This window comes from Azoarcus sp. KH32C (assembly GCF_000349945.1).
Lineage (GTDB): Bacteria > Pseudomonadota > Gammaproteobacteria > Burkholderiales > Rhodocyclaceae > Aromatoleum.
The window spans coordinates 2,848,845-2,872,494 of sequence record NC_020516.1 but is presented as its reverse complement, the minus strand read 5'-3'; the positions used below and the strand labels follow the sequence as shown (position 1 = coordinate 2,872,494).

Below are 23,650 nucleotides of genomic sequence, written 5' to 3'. Positions count from 1 at the left end.
GGTCAGACACCGTCCTTCTCGCGCTTGCCACGCCCACCGACGCTATCGATGAGCAGGGTCACGCCGATGGTGAGGGTCGCGATCGCGACCGCAGGGGCCAGCACTGCCGGGGCACCGTCGCCCAGGCCCAGGATGTTCTCGCGCACGAGCGAGCCCCAGTCCGCATCGGGCGGCTGCACGCCCAGCCCGAGGAAACTCATCGCGGCGAGCAGCAGCACCACGAACACGAAGCGCATGCCGAAGTCGGTGAGCACCGGACGGAACATGTTGGGCAGGACCTCGATGAAGATGATGTAGGCCATGCCTTCGCCGCGAGCACGCGCCGCCAGGATGAAGTCCAGGGTCATCACGTTGACGGCCAGGGCGCGCACGATCCGGTAGGAGCCCGGCGTATAGGCCAGCGCGGCGGTGAGGATCAGCAGCGGGACCGAGGAGCCGAAGGAGGCGACCATGATCAGGGCGAACATCTTGTTCGGGATCGCGACCAGCGCGTCCATGGTGCGGCTCAGGAGCTCGTCGCCCCAGCGTCCCGCCTTGCCGCCGGTGCCGGCCGCAGCCCCGGTAAGGCCCAGTATGGTGCCGAGCAGGCAGGCGCACACGGTGCCGGCCAGCGCCACGCCGATGGTGTAGGGAGCTCCGTGCAGCACCCGGCTCAGCATGTCGCGTCCCAGATAGTCGGTTCCCAAGGGGTACGCAGCGCTTAAGGCGCCGAAGGACTCGTCGCTGATCAGATCGTTCGCCGCGTGGGGGGCCACCGCGGGGCCTACCACCGCCATCACCAGCCAGAAGCCCACGATGAAGAGGCCGATCAGGCCGGTGACGGACATCGTGCCGCGCCGGCTTCGTCGCTTTGCCGACTGCGTGTTGATCGGAGGAGCCACAGGGCGGCCGCCCTCGGGCCCCGCGGGAGTGATGGAAGCATTCATTTGCGCAGCCTCGGATTCGAAACGATTGCACTGACGTCGGCCGCAAGGACCAGCATCATGTAACCCACGCAGAACAGCATCGCGCAGGCCTGCACCACGGGAATGTCGCGGCTGGAGACGGCGTCGAGCATCAGGGTTGCGATGCCCGGATAGTGGAAGATCGACTCCACGATGATCACCCCGCCGAGCAGGTAGGACAGGCTCAGGGCGACCGCGTTGGCGATCGGCCCGACCGCGTTCGGCAGCGCGTGGGTGAGCACCACGCGGACCGGCCGCGCGCCCTTGAGCATCGCCATCTCAACGTAGGGCGCGCTCAACTGGTCGATCACCGCCGCCCGGGTCATGCGCGCCATTTGGGCCACCAGCCCGCAGCACAAGGTCAGGACCGGCATCGCGTAGGCATGCAGCATGTCGCCGAAGGAGTTGATCTCGGAGACGTGCGACAGCGCCGGCAGCCATTGCAGATGAACCGCGAAGAGCAACACCGCGAGCGTGGCGATCAGGAACTCCGGCACCGAAACGGCGGAGACCGCAGCCATGTTCATGAAGCGATCGAAAAGCGAGCCGCGGAACATCGCCGACACGATGCCGATGGTCAGCGCCACAGGTACTGCGGCCAGCGCGGCAATCGCCGCGAGCTTGAGGGTGTTGGGCAGGCGGCTGCCAATGAGCTCCGCCACCGGCAGGCCGTTCACCAGGGAGCTGCCCGGATCGCCGCTGACCAGGCCCACCAGCCATTGGAGGTAGCGCAGGTGGGCGGGCTGATCGAGCCCGAACTTGGCGCGCAGCGCCGCCACGGTCTCCGGGGTAGCGTCCTGGCCCAGGAGGGCCTGGGCGGCGTCGCCCGGCAAGAGCGCGGTGATCGTGAAGATCACGACCGACACGATCAGCAGGGTCAGCACGCCGACCCCGAGCCGTTTCAGGACAAGTCTTGCAGTGGTTCCGTTCATGATTGGTCATCCATCTGCCCGTCACGCGTCGAGCCAGACGTGCTCGGCGAAATCAAAGCCCATGAGGCCGGCCAGCGGATGACTGCCATAACCCTTGAGCTTGTTCGTGAAACCGTCGACCGAGTTGATGAACATCGGAATCCCGACGCCGCACTGCTCATGCACCAACACCTGCATGTCGGCATACATCTGCTTGCGCTTGGCTTCATTGGTTTCACCGCGCGCAGCATCCAGCAACTGGTCGAACTTCTCGTTCTTCCAGCCCGACACGTTCATCGACGAATCGGACTTGTAGAACAGCGTGAACATCAGGTCGACGGTCGGACGCGGACTGATGTTGCCGAAGGACATCGGATGCTTTGCCCAGTGGTTCGACCAATAGCCGTCGGCCGGCATGCGCTTGATGTCCAGGTTCAGGCCGGCTTTCTGCGCCGACAGCTGCAGGATCTGCGCCATGTCGACCGAACCGTTGGCTGCCGTCGACGCCACCACCGGCAGGGTCTGGCCGGCCATGCCGGATTTCTGCAGGTGGAACTTGGCCTTGTCCAGGTCGAAGGTGCGTTGCGGCAGTCCGGAAAAGTAGAAACGGTTCGAGGGTTGGACCGGCTGGTCGTTGCCGATGATGCCGAACCCGCGCATGGCCACCTTGAGCATCTGTTCGCGGTCCAGCATGTATTTCATCGCCAGCACGAAGTCGGGGTTCTTCACCGGGCCGAGATTGTCGCGCATGATGATGTCGGTGTAATGGCCGGTCTTCGATTCGAACAGCGTGTAGCCGGGAGCAGCCGAAACGGTCGGCGCCGAGCGCGGGTTGATGGCATTGATCAGATGCACGTCGCCCGACAGCAGCGCGTTCACGCGTGCCGCCTCGTCAGGAATCGAGAAGTACTCGATCTCGTCGAGATAGGGCTTGCCCGGCTTCCAGTAGTCGTCATTGCGCACGCTGATCGAGCGCACGCCCGGCTTGAATTCCTTGCATTTGTACGGACCGGTGCCGATCGCCGTGGTGAAGTCGGTGGTGCCGTCCTTGATGATCGAGAAATGGGCGGTGCCCAGCAGCGCCGGCAGGTCGACGTTCGGTGAATTCAGCTTGATCTGCAGTTCGAGCGGACCGGTCGCCTTGATTTCCTCGAACTCTTCGGCCACCGCCTTGGCTTTGGATGCGGTGGTGGGGTTCTTGTGGCGCAGCAGCGAATACACCACGTCGGCCGAGGTCAGCGGCTTGCCGTCATGGAAGCGCACATCCTTGCGCAACTTGATGGTCCACAGCGCCCCGTCCTTGGTGTTCATCGATTCGGCAAGCGCCATCTGGGGCGTAAGCTCGGTGTCGATGGTGGTCAGGCGGCTGTAGAACATGTAGTGGCGCACGCTGTCGGCGATGTTGGCGCCCTTGGCCGGATCGAGCGTGTCCGAGGTGGAACCGGCGCCGACGGCGACGCGGATCTTGCCGCCCTTCTTCGGCGTCTGGGCAAAGGCGGCACCGGTGTGCGTCAGCAGGCCGCCCGCGGTGGTGGCGAGGATGCCGCTCGCCATCAGCGCCCGCAGCACGTCGCGGCGCGATACGCCGCGTCCCAGGTCTTCTCCGATGCGCTCCACCAGGTGCTGGTGCGCGCCGAACTTTTCGTTTTTGTCTTGCATGATTTATCTCTCCTCCGAGGTACAACCCTGTCTGGCAAGCGGCCGGTCGGGACTCAGATCGCCGTTTCCGGGGGCGCCGATGTGGTGCGAGCAATCCTTGAATGGTGACGTTCTCTCTCCATTCTCCTTAGACGACGCGTCAGTGAATCAGGTCTTGGAACCGGTAGTAGGCCCCGACGAAGGGGAGGAACCAGGGTTTGCCGAAATGCCCGGGGATGGCGGGCCAGTCGAGCTCGCGCCACGGGTTCGCGTCCGCCTTGCCGGCCATCACGTCGGCCATGAGCTCGCCCATGTGCACCGACATCTGCACCCCGTGGCCGCTGTAGCCGAGGGAATAGAACATGCCGTCGTGCTGCCCTGCGCGCGGCAGGCGGTCGGCGGTCATGTCCACGAGGCCGCCCCAGCAGTAGTCGATGCGCGCATCCGCGAGCTCGGGGAAGGTCGCGGCGAGCGTCGCACGCAGGATGCGGCCGCTCTTTTGGTCGGAACGCGGGTTCGACATCGCGAAGCGCGCCCGGCCGCCGAAGACGAGCCGGTTGTCGGCGGTGGTGCGGAAGTAGTTGCCCACGTTCTTGGACGTGACGTAGCCGCGGCGGTGGGGCAGCAGACGGTCGAGCAGGGCACGGTCGAGCGGCTCGGTGGTGATGATGAAGCTCCCCACCGAGACCAGGCGGCGGCGGAACCAGCCGAAGGGACCCACGGCGGAACTGCCGCTCGCCAGCAGGACCTGTGTGGCGTGCACACTGCCGCGGGCCGAACCCACACGGTAAGTGCCGTCGCCGAGGCGCTTGATTTCGGTCACCGGGGCATTCTCCAGGATCCTTGCCCCGTGGCGGGTTGCCGCCTCGGCCAGCCCCACGCCGAACCTCCCGACGTGCATCTGCGCGCTGGTCTTCTGCAGCAGGCCGCCGAAGAAGGCGTCGGAGCCGACCTCGTCGCGGATGCGCTCGGGCGGAATCATCTCCACCGCCGGGTCCACTTCACGGGCGAGCCGCTCACAGGCCCGCGCCAACTTGCCGTAGTGCTCCGGCTTGGCAGCAAGCTTGAGCCTGCCGCAGCGGACGAAGCCGCAATCGATGCGCTCCCGTGCGACGACCTCTTCGACGGTCTGCACTGCCGCTTCGTACGCGCGGTAGTAGGCAGCGGCCCGCTCGGCGCCGATGCGGGCGGCGAGCGAACCGTAGTCGTGGGCGAGGCCGCTGTTGCACTGGCCGCCGTTGCGCCCCGAGGCTGCGCCGATCACGCGTCCGGCTTCGAAGACCACCACCGACGCGCCGCGCCGCGCAAGTGCCAACGCGGACGACAGACCCGTGAAGCCGCCGCCGACCACGGCGACGTCGACACGCCCGGACACCGGCTCGCGCTCACCGCCGGTGAAGAGGGGCGCCGTGTCGAGCCAGTAGGAGTCGAGTTTCATCATCTCACCTCGTATCCGGGTCGTGTCGCGCACCGCTGTCAGAGGCCGACCAGAGCGGGCAGGCCGCCGAGGTCCTTGACTTCGTGTGCGCCCCAGACCGGCCAGCTCGGCTCGTGGCCGCGCGCAACGAACACGCGGTTCTTGATGCCGACGTCGTCCGCCGACAGGTGGTCATAGCGCATGCTCGAGGACACGTGCAGGATGTCCTCCGGGTTGCAGCCCAGTTGCTCGATCATGTACTCGAAGGCCTGCAGGCGCGGCTTGTAGGCCTGGGCCTGCTGGGCGGTGTAGACGCGGTGGAAGGGGGCGCCCAGCTTGTCCACGCTGGCCTGGATCTGGGAGTCCATGGCGTTGGACAGGATCACCAGCTTGTACTCGGTGGCCAGGCGGGCCAGGGCCGCGGGCACGTCCGCATGCGGCTGCCAGGTCGGCACGGCCTTGTAGAACTTCAGGCCTTCGTTGTCGCGGTATTCGATACCCCAGCGCTTGCAGGTGCGCTCCACGGCATTGCACAGGAGCTGGTCGTACGGCCTCCAGTCGCCCATCACTTCGTCCAGGCGGTAGCGGGCGAAGTCGGTCGTGAATTGCGCCATGCTCTCGGGCGCGATACGGTCGGCGAAGAGCTCGCGCGCCACGTCGGCCATCTGGAAGTTGATCAGGGTGCCGTAGCAATCAAAGCTGATGTACTTGGGCCGCAGGCTGCTCATTTGTCTACTCCTGTATCGATCGGGGTTTTCTGCGTCGGGGTATCGATGGACCGGGACCCTCTGCGTTTATTGCTTCCGTGGAAGAATTACATCACTCCATGAATGTAGGTTCGTCCCGTTTTTGACCTCCGACTGCGCACATTTGTTGGTATTGAGTCGGCTCCGCAGCACGTTTTGCCGTGCCTCGGAGGCGGCCGTCTCAATAGCCGCGGGAGCGATCGATGAGATTCAGGAGGGGCTCGCCGCGCCGGTGCCGGCGAACGTTCTCCAGCAGGATCGGCGCTGCCGTTTCGGGCTGGGTCATGCTCGCCACGTGGGGCGTCAGGAACACGCGCGGATGCGTCCAGAAGGGGTGTTCATCCGGCAGGGGCTCGGGATCGGTCACGTCGAGGATCGCGCGGGAGAGCCGGCCCGAATCCAGCGCCTCGACGAGGTCCGCATCGACGAGGTGCGGGCCGCGGCCGACGTTGATGAGCGCCGCCCCGGCAGGCAGCGCCGAAAAGAGCTTGCGGTTCAGGATGCCCCGGGTCGCCGGGGTGAGCGGCAGCAGGCAGATCAGGACGTCGCAACCCTCGAGGAAAGGCTGCAGCTGATCGGGGCCGGCGAAGCTCTCCACGCCGTCCATCTGGCGCAGAGAGCGGTTCCAGCCGCGCAGCCGGAAACCGTAGGTCCCCAGCCGCTCCAGAACGGCGCGGCCGAGGGAACCCATCCCCATGACGCCGATGCTGCGGGCCGAGGCGGGCGGCACTTCGAGGGGGTTCCAGACGCGTGCCGCCTTCGCCGCCACATAGTCGAAGAAGTCGCGGTGCAGAGCCAGGACGGCGAGGCTCACATATTCCACCATGCCGTTGATGATGCCGGGCTCGACCATTCTGACGACGGGAATGTGCGCCGGCACGGCGGAGAAGTCGACGTGATCGACCCCGGCTCCCGAGGAGAACAACACCTTCAGCCGGGGCAGGGTGGCGAGGAACTCGGCCGGCGCCTGCCACGCGATCAGGTATTCGACCTCGTCGAGCTTGCCGGCATCGGGCCAGACACGGAAGTCCAGGTCGGGAGCGTGCTCGGCAAAATAGCTCGCCCAGGCGGCCGCACGCGGTGCATCGGATCGATAGAGAATGCTCATGTTGATGTCCTACCAGCCTCCGACCCAGCCATCGAAGAGCCCTTCGGGGAGGGTTTCTTCATTGGCGCCCCGGAGGAAGTCGAAGTCGCAGCCGCGATGCGCCTGCTCGACGTGTTGGTTGTAGAGATTGCGGTATCCGCGCGTGTGCTTGGGCGCCGGAGGCTGCCACGCCTGGCGCCGGCGCTCGAGCTCTTCCGGGGCGACACAGAGCTCGAGGCGACGCGCGGGAACGTCGAGCTCGATGATGTCGCCGTCGCGCACCAGGGCGAGCGGACCTCCGACGGCTGCCTCGGGGGAGACGTGCAGCACCGCGGCGCCGTAGGCGGTACCGCTCATGCGCGCGTCCGAGATGCGGAGCATGTCGCGGACGCCCCGTGCCAGCAGGTGACGCGGCAGGGGCAGCATGCCCCACTCGGGCATCGCCGCGCCCACCGGACCGGCGTTGCGCAGGATGAGCACGCTGTTCTCGTCGATGCCAAGGGCGGGATCGTCGATCCGGTCGGCGATGGTCTGGACGTCCTCGAAAACCACCGCACGGCCGCGATGACGGAAGAGTTTCGGGTCCGCGGCGCAGGCCTTCATCACCGCCCCGTCCGGTGCCAGGTTGCCCCTCACCACGACCAGCGTCTCGCCCGATTTCACCGGCTTGTCCAGCGGGCGGATCACGTCCGCATCGATGACCTCGGCGGTCTCGATGATCTCTCCGATCGTGCGCCCGTCGACGGTGCGTGCGTCGAGATGCAGGAACGGCTTGAGGGTCTTGAGCAGGGCCGGCACGCCGCCTGCGGTCATGAGCCGCTCGGTCAGATGTTCGCCGGCGGGCTGGACGTTGGCGATCAGCGGCACGCGTCGGCCGATCTCGTCGAAGCGGTCCAGGGTCAGCGGCACGCCGACGCGGCCGGCGAGCGCCAGCAGGTGGATGATGACGTTGGTCGAGCCGCCCACCGCGCACAGGAGGGTGATGGCGTTGTCGAAGGCCCGCGCGTCGAGGATCTCGGCCGGGCGGGGGCTGCCTTCGGCGGCCATGCGGACGCTGCGGCGGCCCACCTCGCGGGCGTAGTGATTGCGCCGGCGGTCGACCGCCGGAACCAGGCTGCTGCCGGGCAGGGACACGCCCAAGGCCTCGCAGATGGTCGCCATCGAGGAGGCGGTACCCATCTCGGCGCAATGGCCCACCGTTCCCATTACACACTGCTCGAACGCGGCGAAGTCGCCTTCGGAGACCTTGCCGGCGCGCAACTGGTCCACCAGGCGCCAGACGCCGGTAGCGTTGGCCAGGTCCCCGCCGGTCGCCGAACGGGGTGTGGCCGGGCCGCTGCCCAGGAAGATCAGCGGAACCCCGGCGCTCGCGGCGCCCATCAGCAGCCCCGGCTGGGTCTTGTCACATCCGCCGAGCAGGACCACCGCGTCGAAGGGATAGGCGCGGATGCACTCCTCGGCCTCCATTGCGAGCAGGTTCCGGAATGGGAACGAGGTCGGCTTGATGATGTTCTCGCTGATCGACATCAGCGGAACCTCGAACGGGATGCCGCCCGCCTCGAGGATCCCCGTCCTGACCTCCTCCGCAAGGGCGCGAAGGTTGAGATTGCACGGGTTGATGTCGGACCAGGTGTTGAGGATGCCCACGACGGGGCGCGTCATCAGGTCCTCGCGGCTCCATCCGGCTGCCGCCAGGGTCGAGCGGTGCACGAAGCCAGGCAGGTCGTCCTTGCGGAACCAGCGCGCGCTTCGCAGCGGTCGGGTGGATGCAGTTCTCTTGTCGCTCATACGTTTTCCCCTGCGGTAAGGATGGTCTCGCCCACGGGATCGCTCTCACGGACGAGACGCTCACAGGCCCGCGCGAGCCTGTGTCGCACAGCGCTCAGAGACCGACCAGGGCGGGCAGCCCGCTCAGGTCCTTGATCTCGTGGCTGCCCCAGACCGGCCAGATCGGCTCGTGGCCCCGGGCGACGAAGACCTTGTTCTTGATGCCGACGTCGTCCGCCGAGAGGTGGTCGTAGCGCATGCTCGAGGACACGTGCAGGATGTCTTCCGGGTTGCAGTCCAGTTGCTCGATCATGTACTCGAAGGCCTGCAGGCGCGGCTTGTAGGCCTGGGCCTGCTGGGCGGTGTAGACGCGGTGGAAGGGGGCGCCCAGCTTGTCCACGCTGGCCTGGATCTGGGAGTCCATGGCGTTGGACAGGATCACCAGCTTGTACTCGGTGGCCAGGCGGGCCAGGGCCGCGGGCACGTCCGCATGCGGCTGCCAGGTCGGCACGGCCTTGTAGAACTTCAGGCCTTCGTTGTCGCGGTACTCGATATCCCAGCGCTTGCAGGTGCGTTCCACCGAGTTGCAGAGCAACTTGTCGTACGGCCTCCAGTCGCCCATCACTTCGTCCAGGCGGTAGCGGGCGAAGTCGGTGGTGAATTGCGCCATGTTCTCGGGCGCGATACGGTCGGCGAAGAGTTCGCGCGCCAGTTCGGCCATCTGGAAGTTGATCAGGGTGCCGTAGCAATCGAAGCTGATGTACTTGGGCCGCAGGCTGCTCATTTGTCTACTCCTGTATCGATCGGGATTTTCTGCGTCGGGGTCTCGATGGACCGGGGCGGTTGCACATTGCCGGAAGGTCTGGGGCTGCCAGACCTTCCGCGCTTACTGCTTCCGTGGAAGAATTACATCACTCGACGATTGATCGGACGTCCCATATTCGGCCTTCCGGATCACACGATTCTTGGTATTGCAAGCGGAGCGCAGCACATTATGCTGAGCTCCGGAGTGGGCTCACGCCGCGTCCGCGGCAAAGTCGATCAGCACGGTCTTGGTGCGCAGGTTCGCCTCGTAGGCGCAGCGCCCCAGGTCCTTGCCGATCCCCGAGCGCTTGTAGCCACCGGTGGGCAGCGCGAAGTCCCAGCTACGGCCGTAACGGTTGATCCACACGGTGCCTGCCTCCAGGCTGCGCGCGAGACGCAGGGCGCGGTTGATATCGGCGGTGTGCACGCCGGCGGCCAGGCCGTACGAGGGGTGTGCGGCCAGCTGCATCGCCTCGGCCTCGTCTTCGAAAGTCTGCACGGTCAGTACCGGCCCGAAGATCTCATCGCGCACCGCGTCCATGCTCATGTCCACGTCGGCGAGGATGGTCGGCTGGTAGTATGCGCCGCCGCTATCCTCGGCGACGCTGCGTCCGCCGCAGAGGATCCGCCCGCCCTGGTCGACGGTCGCGCGCACCATGCCGTCGATGCGGTTCATTTCCCGCGCCGAGATGATCGGCGACAGCGTGGTCGAGGCCTCCCAGGTGGGCCCCGGCACCAGCTCGGCGAAGGCGCCGGCGATGCGCTCGATCAGCTCGTCGGCGATGGCCCGCTGCACGATGAGGCGAGAGCCGGCGACACACACTTGGCCGGCGTTGGTCGCAATGGCCTGCGCCACCCGTCGCGCCACCTTGTCCGCGTCGGCCACGTCGGCGAAGACCACCTGCGGGCTCTTGCCGCCGAGTTCGAGCGTCACCGGCTTGGTGCCGCTTTCGGCACACGCGGCCATGATGGCGGCACCGGTGCGGGTGGAGCCGGTGAAGGTGACCTTCGATACGCGCGGATGGCGGCACAGCGCGTCGCCGACCCTGCCGTCGCCCTGCACGATGTTGAAGATGCCCGGCGGCATGCCGGCGGCGATCGCGAGTTCGGCCAGACGCACGATGGAGAAGGGCGTCATCTCCGAGGGCTTGAGCACCACCGCGTTGCCGGCGGCGAGCGCCGGCGCGATCTTCCAGCAGGCCATTACCAGCGGGAAATTCCACGGCGCGATGGCGCCGATCACGCCGTAGGGCTCGGTCACCGTCAGGCCGAGGTGATCGCGCTGGGTCGGGACCACCTCGCCGCCGCACTTGTCGGCGAACTCTGCGAAGAAGCGGATACCCTCGGCGCAGAACGGCACGTCCCAGTGCGTGGCATTCTGGATCGGGCGGGTGGAGCCCGCCGCTTCGAGGGGGGCGAGGGTGGCCACGTCGGCCTCGACGAGGTCCGCCCAGCGGCGCAGGACGCGAGCCCGGTCGCGCGGGGCGCGGCTTGCCCAGTCGCTCTCCTTGAAGGCGCGCCAGGCGTCCTCCACCGCGTGGTCCACCAGGCTGGCATCCGCCAGCGGCAGTGCCGCGTAGACCGCGCCGTCGGATGGGCGGCGGACGTCGAGGGTTTCTCGGGCGCCGCCGACGGCGCGCCCTCCGATGAAGTGCGTGCTCGGCACGGCAATTTTCGTGGGATCAAATCGGCCCATTGCGACTCCTTCTTATGATCATTTCGTCGATCGCCGCTGCGGTGAGCAGGCTCTCGTTCCCGGATCGATGATAGGAGTCGACTGCAAGCATTATCTGTTGAGCCCACGCGGGATTCCGGCACGATGTTTCTTTGTTTTCCCGCGCGCGAATGATCCTGCCGAATTGCGCCTGGCCGACCCGAAACGGTGCAAACGGCAAGAACGTCCTATCAATCGCGCTTGCCGCCTGCGACATTAAGCCGACACTTGAAGGAGGCTTTCATGACCACTTCCGGCACCGGACTTCAAATCGAATACCGCCGCATGGTGGAGGGCGACCTGCCCGCCGCGCACGCGCTTTCGCAGGCAGTACGCTGGCCGCATCGGCTCGAAGACTGGCAATTCGTCCATCGCCTCGGCACGGGGTTCGTTGCCGAATGCGAGGGTGCGATCGTTGGCACCGCCCTGTGCTGGGCCTACGGCAGCGAGCACGGCTCCCTCGGCATGGTGATCGTTTCACCCGACGCGCAGGGCAGGGGCATCGGACGCGAGCTGATGACCCGGGTGCTCCAGGAATTGGGCGAGCGGAGCACGCTGCTCTACGCTACGCTGGCTGGCCAGCCCCTCTACGAGCGCCTCGGCTTCGTCGCGGTCGGTCAGCTGCACCAGCATCAGGGGACGGTGTTCCAACTCGGGACCGCCGTGCCGCCCGCCGGCGAGCGCATCCGCCCGATCGGCGCGAGCGATGGGCCCAAGCTCGCCCGTCTCATGTGCCGCGCGCTCGGCATGCCACGGGCCACCGTCCTCGACGCGTTGCGCAAGGTGGCCGATTGCGTGGTGCTCGACGGCGGTGACGAACCGGTCGGCTTCGCCTTCTGCCGCCGCTTCGGCCGCGGCTACGCCATCGGACCGGTCGTGGCGCCCGACATCGAGCGGGCCAAGGCCCTCATCGCCCATTGGATCGGCGTCCGCGCCGGTTCCTTCGTTCGCATCGACGTGCATGAATCCAGTGGTCTCACCCCCTGGCTGGCCGACATGGGCCTCGACAGGGTCGACAGTGCGATCACCATGGTGCGCGGCGAGCCGGCCCATGCGGACGAGGGCGTGCGCCAGTTCGCGATCATCAATCAGGCCCTGGGCTGACGCATCGCGGAGCGACCCGATGAGCTTTCTCTACAAGGCCGATCCGGAGCGCGGGGCCGTCTGGGCGAGGCTGTTCGCCGAACGGGCACCCGATATCGATTTCCGTATCTGGCCGGACATCGGCAACCCGTCCGCAGTGCGCTACCTCGCCGCCTGGGAGCCGCCGGAGAACCTGGCGGAGACCTTTCCCAACGTGAAAGTCGTGTTCTCCGTGGGTGCCGGCGTCGACCAGTTCGATTTTTCGCGCATCCCTCCCGAGGTGCCAGTGGTGCGCATGATCGAATCGGGGCTCGTGGCAGGCATGGTCGAGTACGCGACCTTGGCCGTGCTGGCCGCGCACCGCGACTGGCTGCCATACGCCGCGCAGCAGCGCGAGGGGGTGTGGAACCCGATCCGGGTGCGCACGGCGGGCTCGCGCCGGGTCGGCGTGCTCGGCATGGGCGTGCTCGGCCAGGCGGTGCTCGCGAAACTGCAGGGCTTCGGCTTCCAGTGCGCGGGCTGGAGCCGGACTGCGCGCGAGCTGCCGGGCATCGAGAGCTACGCCGGCGAGGAGGGCATGGACGCCTTCCTCGCCCGCACCGACATCCTCGTCTGCCTGCTGCCGCTGACGAACGCGACGCGGGGCATTCTTTCGCGGGACCTGTTCGAACGGCTGCCGCCGCGATCGGTGCTGGTGAACGTGGGGCGGGGCGGCCACCTGGTGGAGCAGGACCTGCTGGACGCGCTCGACAGCGGACGCCTGTCCGCGGCGATCCTCGACGTCTTCGACACGGAGCCCCTGCCGCCGGGGCACCCATTCTGGCGCCACCCGCGCATCATGGTCACGCCCCACATCGCGAGCATGACGCAACCCGAGACCGCCGTGGAGGCGGTGCTGGAAAACCTCCGCCGGCATCGCGAAGGGCTTCCGCTGATCGGCCTGGTGGACCGCCGCCAAGGCTATTGAAGCCGAAACGGGTAGAGCGGGCGGCGGCGCCTTAGCGCTGCGCCTGCCCGGGATTTCTGCCCGCAGCCTGCATCCGGGCTACGAATCCAATAAACGTCCTCTCAAAATGAAGAACTGGAAAATCCGTGACAGGCTGCTTGCGCTGGCCTTTATTCTGATCGGCTTCATCGTGCTGTCCGCGGGGATCGGCCATCTCGGCATGAACTCCACGGTTCAGGGGCTGGAGCGGGTGTACCTGGACCGCGTGGTGCCCCTGCGGGATCTCAAGCTCATCGCCGACATGTACGCGAAGAACATCGTCGCTGCGTCCTACAAGGCGCGGGAGGGGCATATCTCCTACGAAGACGCCTTGCACCTGGTGCAGGAGGCGGAGACGACGATCGCCGAACACTGGAAGACCTACGCCGCGGGCCGGCTGTCTCCCGCGGAGCGGACGGTGGCGGCGCAGCTCGGGCCGATGATGCAGGCGGCCGACACACAGCTGCAGTCGCTCAAGAAGATCCTCGAGCGGAAGGATCCGGAGGCGCTGTCCGTCTTCACCACGCACCAGCTCTATCCCTTGGTCGATCCCTTCTCCGACGCGTTCGCGCAGCTGATCGACATGCAGCTCGCCGAAGCGAAGCGCGAATACGAGTCCGGCCAGAAAACCTTCCAGGGGAGCCTGGTCGCAAACATCGTCGTCGGCGCGCTCGCTGTGGTCATCGGGGCGGCCCTGGCGGCGGCCTTGACCCGTCAGGTCACCGTCCAGCTCGGCGCCGAGCCGCGAGACCTGGATCACGTCGCGACCGAGATCGCCAACGGACGGCTGGCCGCCACGTCCGGTTCGAGGACCGCACCGGTCGGTGTCATGGCCTCGATCGATCGGATGCGGGCGAACCTGCGCGAAGTGGTCGGCCAGATCGCGGGCGGGGCGGGCCGGCTCGGCAGCAACGCCGCGCAGCTCGCCGCCGCTTCCGTGCAGGTGACCGAACGCACCGCGAGGCAGCGCGAGGCGAGCGAATCGATGGCAGCGGCCCTGCAGGAGCTTTCCGCGAGCATCGCCCGGATCGCCGACAACGCCGGCGAGGCCCGGTGCGTCGCGGAGCACGCGAACCAGGCGGGCGAGTCCGGGCTGCAGATGATCCGCGAAGCCGCCGAGGAGTTCGAGCGCATCGACCGGGTGATGGAGGACGGCGCACAACGCATGTCGCGCCTCGCCGAGGATTCGCACAGCATCGGCAGGATTGGCGTGGTCATCCGCGAGATCGCCGAGCAGACGAATCTGCTCGCCCTCAATGCCGCGATCGAGGCGGCGCGCGCCGGAGAGCAGGGGCGCGGCTTCGCCGTGGTTGCGGACGAGGTGCGCAAGCTCGCGGAACGCACGTCGGTGTCGACCGGCGAGATCGTCAAGCTCGTCACGACGATACAAGACGGAACCCGCGGCACCCGCGAGCAGATGGGCGCGGCGTGCGCACAGGTGGCGCAGGGCAAACGGCACATTCTCGAGGCCGGCGAGACCATGGCCGTAATCCGTGACGCGATAGCGCGAACCCTGCACAACGTCGAGTCGATCTCGCTCGCGCTCGGGGAGCAGCGCAATGCGAGCAGCGAGGTGGCCGCACGGATCGAGCAGGTGGCGCAATCGGTGGCCGAAACCGCCTCCACGCAGAAGGAGGTCGGCGTGGCGGCGCAGGACCTGCGCGATCTCGCGACGCAGTTGAGCTTGACGGTGGCGCGCTTTTCGCGCTGAAGGGAAGGGCTCGGCACGATATGCCGAATCGGCGTCGTATTCGCGATATCCGCGCACCAGCTTCCCGGTCGTCGGAATCTACCGCCGCAGGGCCATGGCTACCATGACTCCGTCGCAAGGGCCTTTCCCCGCCTCCAAACGGAGGGTCGCCGGTGAGCGCGCTTGCCCTCGTTCAGCCCGCCCTTCAACGAACACTCGGCAGACAGACCATGCAAAGAGAAACCCTCGTCGCCCTCGACCGCGACCATCTGATTCACCCCGTCGTCAATTACCGGACCCACGAGCGGCGCGGCGTTGCCGTGCTCGAATCGGGCCACGGCGCCTACCTCACGGACAGCAACGGCAAGGAACTCCTCGACGCGTTCTCCGGCCTGTGGTGCGTGAACGTCGGCTACGGCCACGAGAGCATCGTCCGCGCGGCCGAAGAGCAGATGCGCCGCCTGCCGTACGCGACCGGCTACTTCCACTTCGGCTCGGAGCCGGCCATCCGGCTCGCGGCGAAGCTGGTGGAGCTCGCGCCGCCGTCGCTGCGCAAGGTCTACTTCACCCTGGGCGGATCCGACGCGGTCGACTCCGCCATCCGCTTCATCGTCCATTACTACAACGCGCTGGGCAAACCGGAGAAGAAGCACTTCATCACCATCGAGCGCGGCTATCACGGCTCGTCGGCGCAGGGGTCCGGTCTCACCGCGATCCCGGCTTTCCACCGCAACTTCGACGTGCCGCTGCCGAACCAGCACCGCATCCCGTCGCCCTATCCCTATCGCAATCCGGTGGGGTCGGATCCGGAGGCGATCATTCGGTCCTCGGTGGCCGCGCTCAAGGACAAGGTGCAGGAGATCGGCCGCGACCGCGTTGCCGCCTTCTTCTGCGAGCCGGTGCAGGGCTCGGGCGGCGTGATCGTGCCGCCGAAGGGCTGGCTCAAGGCGATGCAGGACGCCTGCCGCGAGCTCGGCATCCTGTTCGCGGTGGACGAGGTGATCACCGGCTTCGGACGGACCGGTCCGCTCTTTGCGTGCGAGGCGGAAGGCGTCACGCCGGACGTGATGACCGTGGCCAAGGGCCTCACCGCCGGCTACGCGCCGATGGGCGCGGTGTTGATGAGCGAGGCGATCTACCAGGCCATCGCCGAGGCGGGCGGCAACGATCTGCCGGTCGGCCACGGACACACCTATTCGGCCCACCCGGTGAGCGCGGCGGTAGCCCTGGAGGTGCTGCGCCTGTATCACGAGGGGGGGCTGCTTGAGAACGGCATCCGGCACGCATCGCGCTTCGAGCAAGGCCTGCGCGGGCTCCTCGATCATCCGCTGGTGGGCGATGCGCGCAGCCGCGGCCTGCTGGGGGCACTCGAGTTGGTCGCCGACAAGGAGACGAAGGCCCGCTTCGATCCCGGGCTCAAGCTCGCCGACCGGATTTTCGATGTCGCCTACCGCAACGGGGTCATCTTCCGCGCCTTCGGCGACAACGTGCTGGGTTTCGCGCCTGCGCTGTGCTACACCGAAATCGACTTCGACCTGCTGTTCGAGCGCGTCCGGTGCACGTTGGACACGGTGCTCGATATGCCCGGCGTGCGCGGCGCACTGCGCTAAGGAGACGTACCGCACCGCGGCCACTGGCCCGCCACGGTGCGGTTTGTTACCATGAAATTATTAGAAAACCTGATGGCGAGCAGCCCCCGATGATGAACGGTGCCCCAAAACTGGACCGTCTCGACGTGCGCATCCTCAGCCATCTCCAGCGCAACGGGCGGACCCCCAACGTCGATCTGGCGGATGCCGTCGGCCTGTCGCCCAGCCCTTGCCTGACGCGCGTCAAGCGCCTGGAGAAGGCGGGCTACATCACCGGCTATGGTGCCCACGTCCAGCTCGAGAAACTGGGGCCTGTGCAGTTGGTGTTCACCCAGGTCACCCTGTCCGACCATCGCCGCGAAGACTTCATCAAGTTCGAGTCCTACATCCGGAACGTGGACGAGATCGTCGAGTGCCACCTGGTGAGCGGCGGCTTCGACTACCTGCTCAAGTTCGTGACCCGCAGCGTGGTGCACTACCAGAGCATCGTCGAGGACCTGCTCGAGCAGCGGATCGGCATCGACAAGTATTTCAGCTTCATCGTGATCAAGTCGCCGATCGTGAAGGACTTCTATCCCATCGAGAAGCTCTTTTCCTCCCATCCCTGAGCGCCCGTGCCACCCCTTCCGGCGCACCGCGGCACAAGCTTCCGAAGTTCCTGTCCAGAACGCGCGATCCTGCGATCGGAGCGTCCCGTTACGAGAGTTCGCGCCGCCGCCCCCTGGCTAACATGAAGCCATCGCGACGGTTCTCCCGACGCGCCGAGTCCGGGACTGCGGGCCTTCTACCAGGCGCCGCGTCCCGTTCCCTCTCATCCCAACAACGAGGCGGTTCGCACATGGATTCTTCATTCAGGATTGCCGTCATCCCCGGCGACGGCATTGGTAAGGAAGTGATTCCCGAAGGCTTGCGGGTGCTCGACCGCGCGGGCGAGCTATTCGGCATCGAACTTGAGTACAAGCACATCGAGTGGGCGAGCTGCGACTACTACCAGCAGACCGGGAAGATGATGCCCGACGACTGGAAGGCACAGCTCGCGGAGGTGGATGCGATCTACTTCGGTGCCGTCGGCTGGCCCGAGACCGTGCCCGACCACGTCTCGCTGTGGGGCTCGCTGCTCAAGTTCCGGCGCGAGTTCGACCAGTACATCAACCTGCGCCCGGCGCGGCTCTTCGACGGCGTGCCGTGTCCGCTCGCCGGGCGCAGCGGTGGCGACATCGATATGCTGATCGTGCGCGAAAACACCGAAGGCGAATACACCGCGGTGGGCGGCACGATGTTCGAGGGCAGCGAGCGCGAACTGGTGATGCAGCAGTCGGTGTTCACCCGTCACGGCACCGAGCGGGTGCTGCGGTTCGCCTTCGAGCAGGCGCGCCAGCGCGGGCGCAAACACGTCACCGTCGCGACCAAGAGCAACGGCGTGGCGGTGAGCATGCCGTGGTGGGACGCACGCGCGGCCGAGATGGCGCAGCACTACCCCGACGTTACCTGGGACAAGCAGCACATCGACGCGCTGTGCGCGCGCTTCGTGCTGCAGCCGCAGCGCTTCGACGTGGTGGTGGCCTCCAACCTCTTCGGCGACATCCTCTCCGACCTCGGTCCGGCGTGCACCGGCACGCTCGGCCTCGCACCCTCGGCCAACCTCAACCCGGAGCGCCGCTTCCCCTCGCTCTTCGAGCCGGTGCACGGCTCCGCCCCGGACATCTATGGCAAGAACATCGCCAACCCGATCGGCGCCATCTGGTCGGGCGGCATGATGCTCGACTTCCTCAGCCGCGGTGAAGGCGCCGGCCGCCGTGCCCACGACGCGATCGTGCGCGCCATCCAGAAAGTGCTGAAGGAGGGGGCGCGCACCGCCGACCTGGGCGGCAAGGCTTCGACCACCGAGCTGGGCAAGGCGATCGCAGCCGCACTGGAAAACTCGGCCGGCTGACCGGCCCACAGCCCGACCCGACGGAGAACAACAATGCAGACCTCAACCCCCAGTCCCCAGACGGGCCCGGATGCCCCTTATCCGATCGAGCTCGAGTTCCCGGACATCCGTCCCTTTGCCGAGGGCAACACGGGCATTCCCTATGTGTACACCTTCGACAGCGGTGTCCCCGGCCCCCACGTGATGGTCAACGCGCTCACCCACGGCAACGAGGTGTGCGGGGCGATCGTGGTCAAGGAACTTCTCGACGTGGGCATCCGGCCGCGCAGGGGGCGGCTGACCCTGGCCTTCGCCAACGTTGCCGCCTACGAGCGCTTCGACCCGGCCAATCCGGACGCCTCCCGATTCGTCGATCAGGATTTCAACCGGGTGTGGACTCCGGCCATCCTGGACGACCGCTCGCGCGACTCGGTCGAGCTGCGTCGTGCGCGCGAGATGCGCCCGGTCATCGACCAGGTCGACTTCCTGCTCGACCTGCACTCAATGCACGAGCGCAGCGCGCCGCTGTCGGTATGCGGCCCCCTCGAGAAGGGGCTCGCGCTTGCGCGTGCCCTGGGCACGCCGGCATGGGTGGTCTGCGACGAGGGGCATCCGGAAGGCCGCCGCATGCGCGACTACGCCGCCTTCGGCGATCCGGCGAGCCCCAAGAACGCACTGCTCATCGAGTGCGGGCAACACTGGGAGGCGGGTGCGGCGGAGGTCGGCCGCGAGGTGACGGCAGGTTTTCTAGTCCTGCATGGCATCGTCGAGTCGACCGAACTCCCGCCCGGCTGGCTGAGCCAGCCTGAGCCAGCACAGAAGGTCGTGAGGGTGACAGAGCCTGTGGTCGCCTCCAGTTTCGACTTCCGCTTCGCCGGCAACTACAACGGGCTCGAAACCTTTCCGGAGGCGGGTACGATCATCGCGTGGCGCGAGGGCGAGCCGATCCGTACGCCTTATCGGAACTGCGTGCTGGTCATGCCATCACTGCGCCAGTTGCGTCCGGGTGTTACGGTAGTCCGCCTCGGCGAATTGCTCGATCTGTAAGAACGGCCCATATGTCCAGTCGCAAGGATGCAAGCGACCCGCTTCTGGGCTACATCTGATTGATAGCGACAGGAGAGAAATCATGGACAAACCGGAAGCGCCGCGCCTGCAAGGAGAAGTGACAATCGAGCGCGAGGACACGGAGTCGAAGGGACGTTACGTCGCGCGGGTTCCAGGGGTGGGCGAGGAGGCCGAGCTGACCTTCAGCAAGGCGGGCACCGAGCTGCTGATCGCCGATCACACGGCAGTGCCGGACGCGATGCGCGGCATGGGCGTCGGCGGAAAGCTTGCCGCACGCCTCGTCGAGGACGCGCGGCGGGGCGGCTACAAGATCCTTGCGCTGTGTCCCTTCGTGCGTGCACAGCGGGAACGCCATCCCGAATGGGCCGACGTCGTCAGGATCTGATGCCGTGACGACGCTGGCCGCTGCCGCTTAATCGGCCCGCCTCAGATCGCCCAGCAGGAGCAGCCGAGCGCACCCCAGAACCCCACAAAGTCGGACACCGGGACGTTCGACTTGCGCGCCTGATCGTGCCGATGACCATGCACCGTGCAAGCCCCGGCGCACTGGTGGAGTTCGGCGCGTTGAGCCGCAGGAGGCGCAGGCCGATAGTGCCCAGGCACGCGCGCGACGGGGGACCAGTCGGGCAACACGGGCAGCGGGGGAGGGGCGAGCGGGGCGAATTCTCCACTGCCCCAGACGACCTTGCCGCCGACCACCGTCAGCACGGATTCGATGCTCTTGATTGCTTCCTCGGGCACGCTGAAGAAGTCGTCGGAAAGCACCGCGAGGTCGGCCAGCTGACCGTTCCTGATCGCGCCCTTGATGCCGTGGTCGGACGAGAACCAGGCGCTGCCGGCGGTCCACAATTCGAGCGCCGTCTCGCGCGACAGCCGATTTTCGTCACCGTAGAGCTCGAGCCCGCCGACGGTGCGTCCGGCCACGAGCCAATAGAGCGCCGTCCACGGGTTGTAGCTCGCGACGCGCGTGGCGTCGGTGCCGGCCCCGACGGGAATGCCTGCGTCCAGCATGCGCCGGATCGGCGGCGTGTGACGTGCGGCTTCCGCACCATAGCGATCGACGAAGTACTCGCCCTGGAAAGCCATGCGATGCTGGATCGCGATGCCGCCGCCGAGCGCTCTCACCCGCTCGATGTTCGGCGCCGAGATGGTCTCGGCGTGGTCGAAGAACCACGGCAGTCCGGCGAAGGGAATGTCGCGATTGACCTTCTCGAAGACGTCCAGCATGCGGCCGATCGATTCGTCATAGGTCGCATGCAGGCGGAACGGCCAGCGGTGCTCGACGAGATGGCGCACGACCTTCTCGAGGTCCGCTTCCATCGTCGGCGCGAGGTCCGGCCGTGGTTCCAGGAAGTCCTCGAAATCCGCCGCCGAGAAGGTCAGCATCTCCCCGGCGCCGTTGTGCCGGTAGAAGTCGTCGCCCTGACGAAGCGTGACCGTACTCGTCCAGTTCTGGAAATCCGCCAACTCCTCCTTCGGCCGTTGCGTGAAGAGGTTGTAGGAGATGCGCACCGTGAGCTTCTGCTCGCGTGCGAGCTCATCGATGACGCGATAGTCGTCCGGATAGTTCTGGAACCCGCCGCCCGCATCGATCGCGCTCGTCACCCCCAAGCGGTTCAGTTCGCGCATGAAGAGGCGGGTGGAGTTCACCTGGTGCTCGAACGGCAGCTTCGGGCCCTTGGCGAGCGTCGCATACAGGATCAGCGCGTTCGGGCGGGCGATCAGCATGCCGGTCGGTTCGCCGGAGGAATCGCGCTGGATTTCGCATCCCGGCGGCGCCGGCGTGTCCCTGCCGTAGCCCACGGCTCGCAGCGCGGCGCGATTGAGCAGTGCGCGATCGTAGAGGTGCAGGACGAAGACCGGAGTATCCGGCGCGACGGCGTTGATCTCGTCCAGCGTCGGCATCCGCCTTTCGGCGAACTGGAACTCGGTCCAGCCCCCGACGACGCGGACCCATTGCGGGCTGGGTGTGCGGGCCGCCTGCTCGCGCAGCATCCGCAGCGCGTCGGCGAGGGAGGGCACGCCTTCCCAGCGCAGCTCCAGGTTGTAGTTGAGGCCGCCGCGGATCAGGTGCAGGTGGGAGTCGTTGAGGCCGGGGATCACGCGCCGACCGTGCAGGTCGATCACCTGCGTCGTCGTGCCGCGCTTGGCCATCACGGTCGCGTCGTCGCCCACCGCGAGGAATTTCCCGTCCTTGATCGCGACCGCGCTTGCGGCAGGTTTGTCGCGATCGACCGTATGGATACGTCCGTTATGCAGGATCAAGTCTGCCGACATGTGGCATCTCCCGTATTGCGTTTATCGATCGCCCGGCTTGTCGGACTGCGGGCTTGGGCCGTGTAGCCACGGACGGGCGATCCTGACCAGCAGGGGCATCGCGGCCCAGGTCAGTACGATGACGATTCCGCCGGCAACCACGCCGGCGAAGATGAATTTCGGTACGAGCTGGCCGAACAGCGGGGCGAACAGCGCCGACACGATCATGCTCACCGGCCAGACGGCGAGCCAGGTGAGCAGGGCCATTTTCCATCGCGGAGGCGGAGGGCCCGGCGAGCGGAACCAAGCTTCGAGCCCGTCGAGGCGGCGATAGACCGGCTCGCCTTCGGTCATCGTCTTCGCCCGCTCGTCCCAGGTCTTGAACATCGGTGACTCGTAGAAGGCATCCCGCTCCTCTTCGTTGCGGAAGGTGCGCAGGATGCCGTATTCGCGCGCGTCCGAGCCCGGCGGCGGCACGAGCAGGCTCGCGCCCATCACGCCGCTGTGCCCGAATGAAGTCTGAAAAAATTCGCGCAGCGCCTGCTGGAATTCGGCCTCGCAGCCGGCGCGTACGCGGCGGGTAATTGCGACGTGTATGGACATGGTCGGTTCCGGGGGACTCAATGAAAGGGGCCCGCAGGCCCCTGCCGCGGATTGCTCAGTGTTCCTTGTGCGGAACCACCTGCGGCGTCTTGGCCGACTGCGGAGCCTTATGCACCATCGTGTAGGCGTACTCGACACCGACACCGTAAGCACCGGCCTGCTGCTTGAGGATGCCCATCAGCGCGTCGTAATGCTCGCGGTTCTTCCAGTCGCGCTGGAATTCGAGCAGCGCCGGGATCGTGGTCAGGCGCACCGCGCCGGCCTGGACCATGCGCGACAGTGCGGCGTCGTGCGCGGCTTGCGAGGTCGCCCCGCAGCAATCCTCGACGACGTAGATGTTGTAGCCCGCGCCGAGCATCTCGATCGTCGGCCAGGTGACGCAGACTTCCGTCCACAGACCGGTCATGATGATGTTCTTGCGGCCGGTGGCCTCGATGGCCTGGCGGAAGCCGCTGTCGTCCCACGAGTTCATCGAGGTGCGCTCGACCACGGGCTGGCCAGGGAACACGTCGAGCAGTTGCGGCCAGATGTAGCCGCTGAAAGACTCTGTTTCGACGGCTGTCAGGACCGTCGGCACGTTGAATTCCTTGGCGACCTTGGCGAGCAGGGTGACGTTGTTGATCAGCGTGGCGCGGTCGATATTGGAGACGCCGAACAGCATCTGCGGCTGGTGGTCGATGAACACGATTGCCGCGTCTTCAGGGGTGTAGAGCTTCTGGTACGGGGTCATGCGATTTCTCCGTCGGGTTGATCGGCATCGGGTCGCTCCTGCGACCGATCCTCATCGCTGCTCAGGACAATGAGCCTGGGTCTTTGCTGCAATGATCTATAAGGGCAGGGCGGTGCTCCTTCACAATCGCCATCGCTTCGGCGCGGTGCGCCTGTCGCGACCAGTCGCGCTGCAGTTCGAGCAGGAACTGCAAGGCGGTCAGCGACACCGCGCCCGCTTGTTCGGCGCGGCGGATCGCGGCGTCGTGCGCACAGCGGCTCGTCCCGCCCGACGCATCCTCGACGACGTACATGCCAAAGCCTTCTTCCAGCATCTGCAGCACCGCGAACACGAGTGCCGTTTCGCTCCAGAGGCCGGCGACGACGAAGTTCCGGCAACCGCAGCGCCTGACGGCTGCGACGAAGCGAGGGTCGTCCCACGCGTTCATGCTGGTGCGGGCGATGCGTTCCTGCCCGGGGAAGAGCTCGACCAGCTCCGGCACGAGATCTCCGCCGAATCCGGGGAAGTCGACCGTCGTCAGGATGACCGGCACCCGGAAAGCCTTCGCGGCCTTGGCCAGCAGCACGGCGTTGTCGAGCAACTCGCCGCTGCCGCTGCTGAGCACGCCGCCGAGCATCTGCGGCTGCAGGTCAATGAAGACGACGGCGCAGTTGTCGGGCGTCAGCAAGCCCTTGTCGGTCGAACTCATGCTCATGACGGCCATCCC

21 protein-coding genes are annotated in these 23,650 nt (G+C 66.7%); 8 read left to right on the top strand and 13 right to left on the bottom strand.

What is annotated here, in order from left to right; all coding sequences use genetic code 11:
• Window positions 1-2: 2 nt before the first annotated feature.
• The 9 genes from AZKH_RS12555 to AZKH_RS12515 all read right to left on the bottom strand — a co-directional run bounded on the left by AZKH_RS12555 (window position 3) and on the right by AZKH_RS12515 (window position 11,010).
• Window positions 3-881, bottom strand: a complete 879-nt coding sequence (locus AZKH_RS12555) for an ABC transporter permease (protein ID WP_197538723.1) — start codon at window positions 879-881, stop codon at window positions 3-5.
• Between the two features lie 41 nt (window positions 882-922).
• On the bottom strand, window positions 923-1,876 hold the full coding sequence (locus tag AZKH_RS12550) for an ABC transporter permease (protein WP_015436152.1): 954 nt from the start codon (window positions 1,874-1,876) through the stop codon (window positions 923-925).
• Between the two features lie 21 nt (window positions 1,877-1,897).
• Window positions 1,898-3,514, bottom strand: a complete 1,617-nt coding sequence (locus AZKH_RS12545; RefSeq protein WP_015436151.1) for an ABC transporter substrate-binding protein — start codon at window positions 3,512-3,514, stop codon at window positions 1,898-1,900.
• Between the two features lie 139 nt (window positions 3,515-3,653).
• The gene (locus AZKH_RS12540; protein WP_015436150.1) at window positions 3,654-4,934 is read right to left on the bottom strand and encodes an FAD-binding oxidoreductase; all 1,281 of its coding nucleotides are present in this window, start codon (window positions 4,932-4,934) and stop codon (window positions 3,654-3,656) included.
• Between the two features lie 35 nt (window positions 4,935-4,969).
• The gene (locus AZKH_RS12535) at window positions 4,970-5,638 is read right to left on the bottom strand and encodes a haloacid dehalogenase type II (protein WP_015436149.1); all 669 of its coding nucleotides are present in this window, start codon (window positions 5,636-5,638) and stop codon (window positions 4,970-4,972) included.
• A 199-nt stretch (window positions 5,639-5,837) separates the two neighbouring features.
• The gene (locus tag AZKH_RS12530) at window positions 5,838-6,764 is read right to left on the bottom strand and encodes a glyoxylate/hydroxypyruvate reductase A (RefSeq protein ID WP_015436148.1); all 927 of its coding nucleotides are present in this window, start codon (window positions 6,762-6,764) and stop codon (window positions 5,838-5,840) included.
• Between the two features lie 9 nt (window positions 6,765-6,773).
• Window positions 6,774-8,531 carry a dihydroxy-acid dehydratase gene (locus AZKH_RS12525; RefSeq protein ID WP_015436147.1) on the bottom strand — a complete coding sequence of 586 codons (1,758 nt, stop codon included), beginning with the start codon at window positions 8,529-8,531 and terminating at the stop codon, window positions 6,774-6,776.
• Window positions 8,532-8,625: 94 nt separating this feature from the next.
• Window positions 8,626-9,294, bottom strand: a complete 669-nt coding sequence (locus tag AZKH_RS12520; protein WP_015436146.1) for a haloacid dehalogenase type II — start codon at window positions 9,292-9,294, stop codon at window positions 8,626-8,628.
• Between the two features lie 231 nt (window positions 9,295-9,525).
• Entirely contained in the window at window positions 9,526-11,010 is a 1,485-nt protein-coding gene (locus tag AZKH_RS12515) for an aldehyde dehydrogenase (RefSeq protein WP_015436145.1), read from the bottom strand.
• 261 nt (window positions 11,011-11,271) lie between these two features.
• Here AZKH_RS12515 and AZKH_RS12505 point away from each other — a divergent pair, with 261 nt between their 5' ends.
• From AZKH_RS12505 to AZKH_RS12470, 8 genes are all read left to right on the top strand, one after another.
• Complete coding sequence (locus AZKH_RS12505) at window positions 11,272-12,132, top strand: GNAT family N-acetyltransferase (RefSeq protein WP_015436144.1); 861 nt, start codon at window positions 11,272-11,274, stop codon at window positions 12,130-12,132.
• 19 nt (window positions 12,133-12,151) lie between these two features.
• The gene (locus AZKH_RS12500; protein ID WP_015436143.1) at window positions 12,152-13,078 is read left to right on the top strand and encodes a glyoxylate/hydroxypyruvate reductase A; all 927 of its coding nucleotides are present in this window, start codon (window positions 12,152-12,154) and stop codon (window positions 13,076-13,078) included.
• A 106-nt stretch (window positions 13,079-13,184) separates the two neighbouring features.
• Window positions 13,185-14,807 carry a methyl-accepting chemotaxis protein gene (locus AZKH_RS12495; protein ID WP_015436142.1) on the top strand — a complete coding sequence of 541 codons (1,623 nt, stop codon included), beginning with the start codon at window positions 13,185-13,187 and terminating at the stop codon, window positions 14,805-14,807.
• Between the two features lie 209 nt (window positions 14,808-15,016).
• Window positions 15,017-16,396 (top strand): aspartate aminotransferase family protein, encoded by a 1,380-nt coding sequence (locus tag AZKH_RS12490; RefSeq protein ID WP_015436140.1) that lies wholly within the window; start codon window positions 15,017-15,019, stop codon window positions 16,394-16,396.
• A gap of 92 nt (window positions 16,397-16,488) precedes the next feature.
• Window positions 16,489-16,983: an Lrp/AsnC family transcriptional regulator gene (locus AZKH_RS12485; RefSeq protein WP_156822237.1), complete on the top strand. Its 495-nt coding sequence runs from the start codon at window positions 16,489-16,491 to the stop codon at window positions 16,981-16,983.
• A gap of 230 nt (window positions 16,984-17,213) precedes the next feature.
• Window positions 17,214-18,308, top strand: coding sequence for a tartrate dehydrogenase (locus tag AZKH_RS12480; RefSeq protein WP_015436138.1), 1,095 nt, complete (start codon window positions 17,214-17,216; stop codon window positions 18,306-18,308).
• Between the two features lie 33 nt (window positions 18,309-18,341).
• Window positions 18,342-19,334, top strand: a complete 993-nt coding sequence (locus tag AZKH_RS12475; protein WP_015436137.1) for a M14 family metallopeptidase — start codon at window positions 18,342-18,344, stop codon at window positions 19,332-19,334.
• An 82-nt stretch (window positions 19,335-19,416) separates the two neighbouring features.
• On the top strand, window positions 19,417-19,740 hold the full coding sequence (locus tag AZKH_RS12470; protein WP_015436136.1) for a GNAT family N-acetyltransferase: 324 nt from the start codon (window positions 19,417-19,419) through the stop codon (window positions 19,738-19,740).
• A 41-nt stretch (window positions 19,741-19,781) separates the two neighbouring features.
• Here the strand turns inward: AZKH_RS12470 and AZKH_RS12465 are convergent, their stop codons facing one another.
• The 4 genes from AZKH_RS12465 to AZKH_RS12450 all read right to left on the bottom strand — a co-directional run bounded on the left by AZKH_RS12465 (window position 19,782) and on the right by AZKH_RS12450 (window position 23,638).
• Window positions 19,782-21,632, bottom strand: coding sequence for an amidohydrolase (locus tag AZKH_RS12465; protein ID WP_015436135.1), 1,851 nt, complete (start codon window positions 21,630-21,632; stop codon window positions 19,782-19,784).
• 21 nt (window positions 21,633-21,653) lie between these two features.
• On the bottom strand, window positions 21,654-22,214 hold the full coding sequence (locus AZKH_RS12460; RefSeq protein ID WP_015436134.1) for an antibiotic biosynthesis monooxygenase: 561 nt from the start codon (window positions 22,212-22,214) through the stop codon (window positions 21,654-21,656).
• A 55-nt stretch (window positions 22,215-22,269) separates the two neighbouring features.
• On the bottom strand, window positions 22,270-22,944 hold the full coding sequence (locus tag AZKH_RS12455) for a hydrolase (protein WP_015436133.1): 675 nt from the start codon (window positions 22,942-22,944) through the stop codon (window positions 22,270-22,272).
• Window positions 22,945-23,005: 61 nt separating this feature from the next.
• The gene (locus AZKH_RS12450) at window positions 23,006-23,638 is read right to left on the bottom strand and encodes an isochorismatase family protein (protein WP_172642468.1); all 633 of its coding nucleotides are present in this window, start codon (window positions 23,636-23,638) and stop codon (window positions 23,006-23,008) included.
• Window positions 23,639-23,650: the final 12 nt, after the last annotated feature.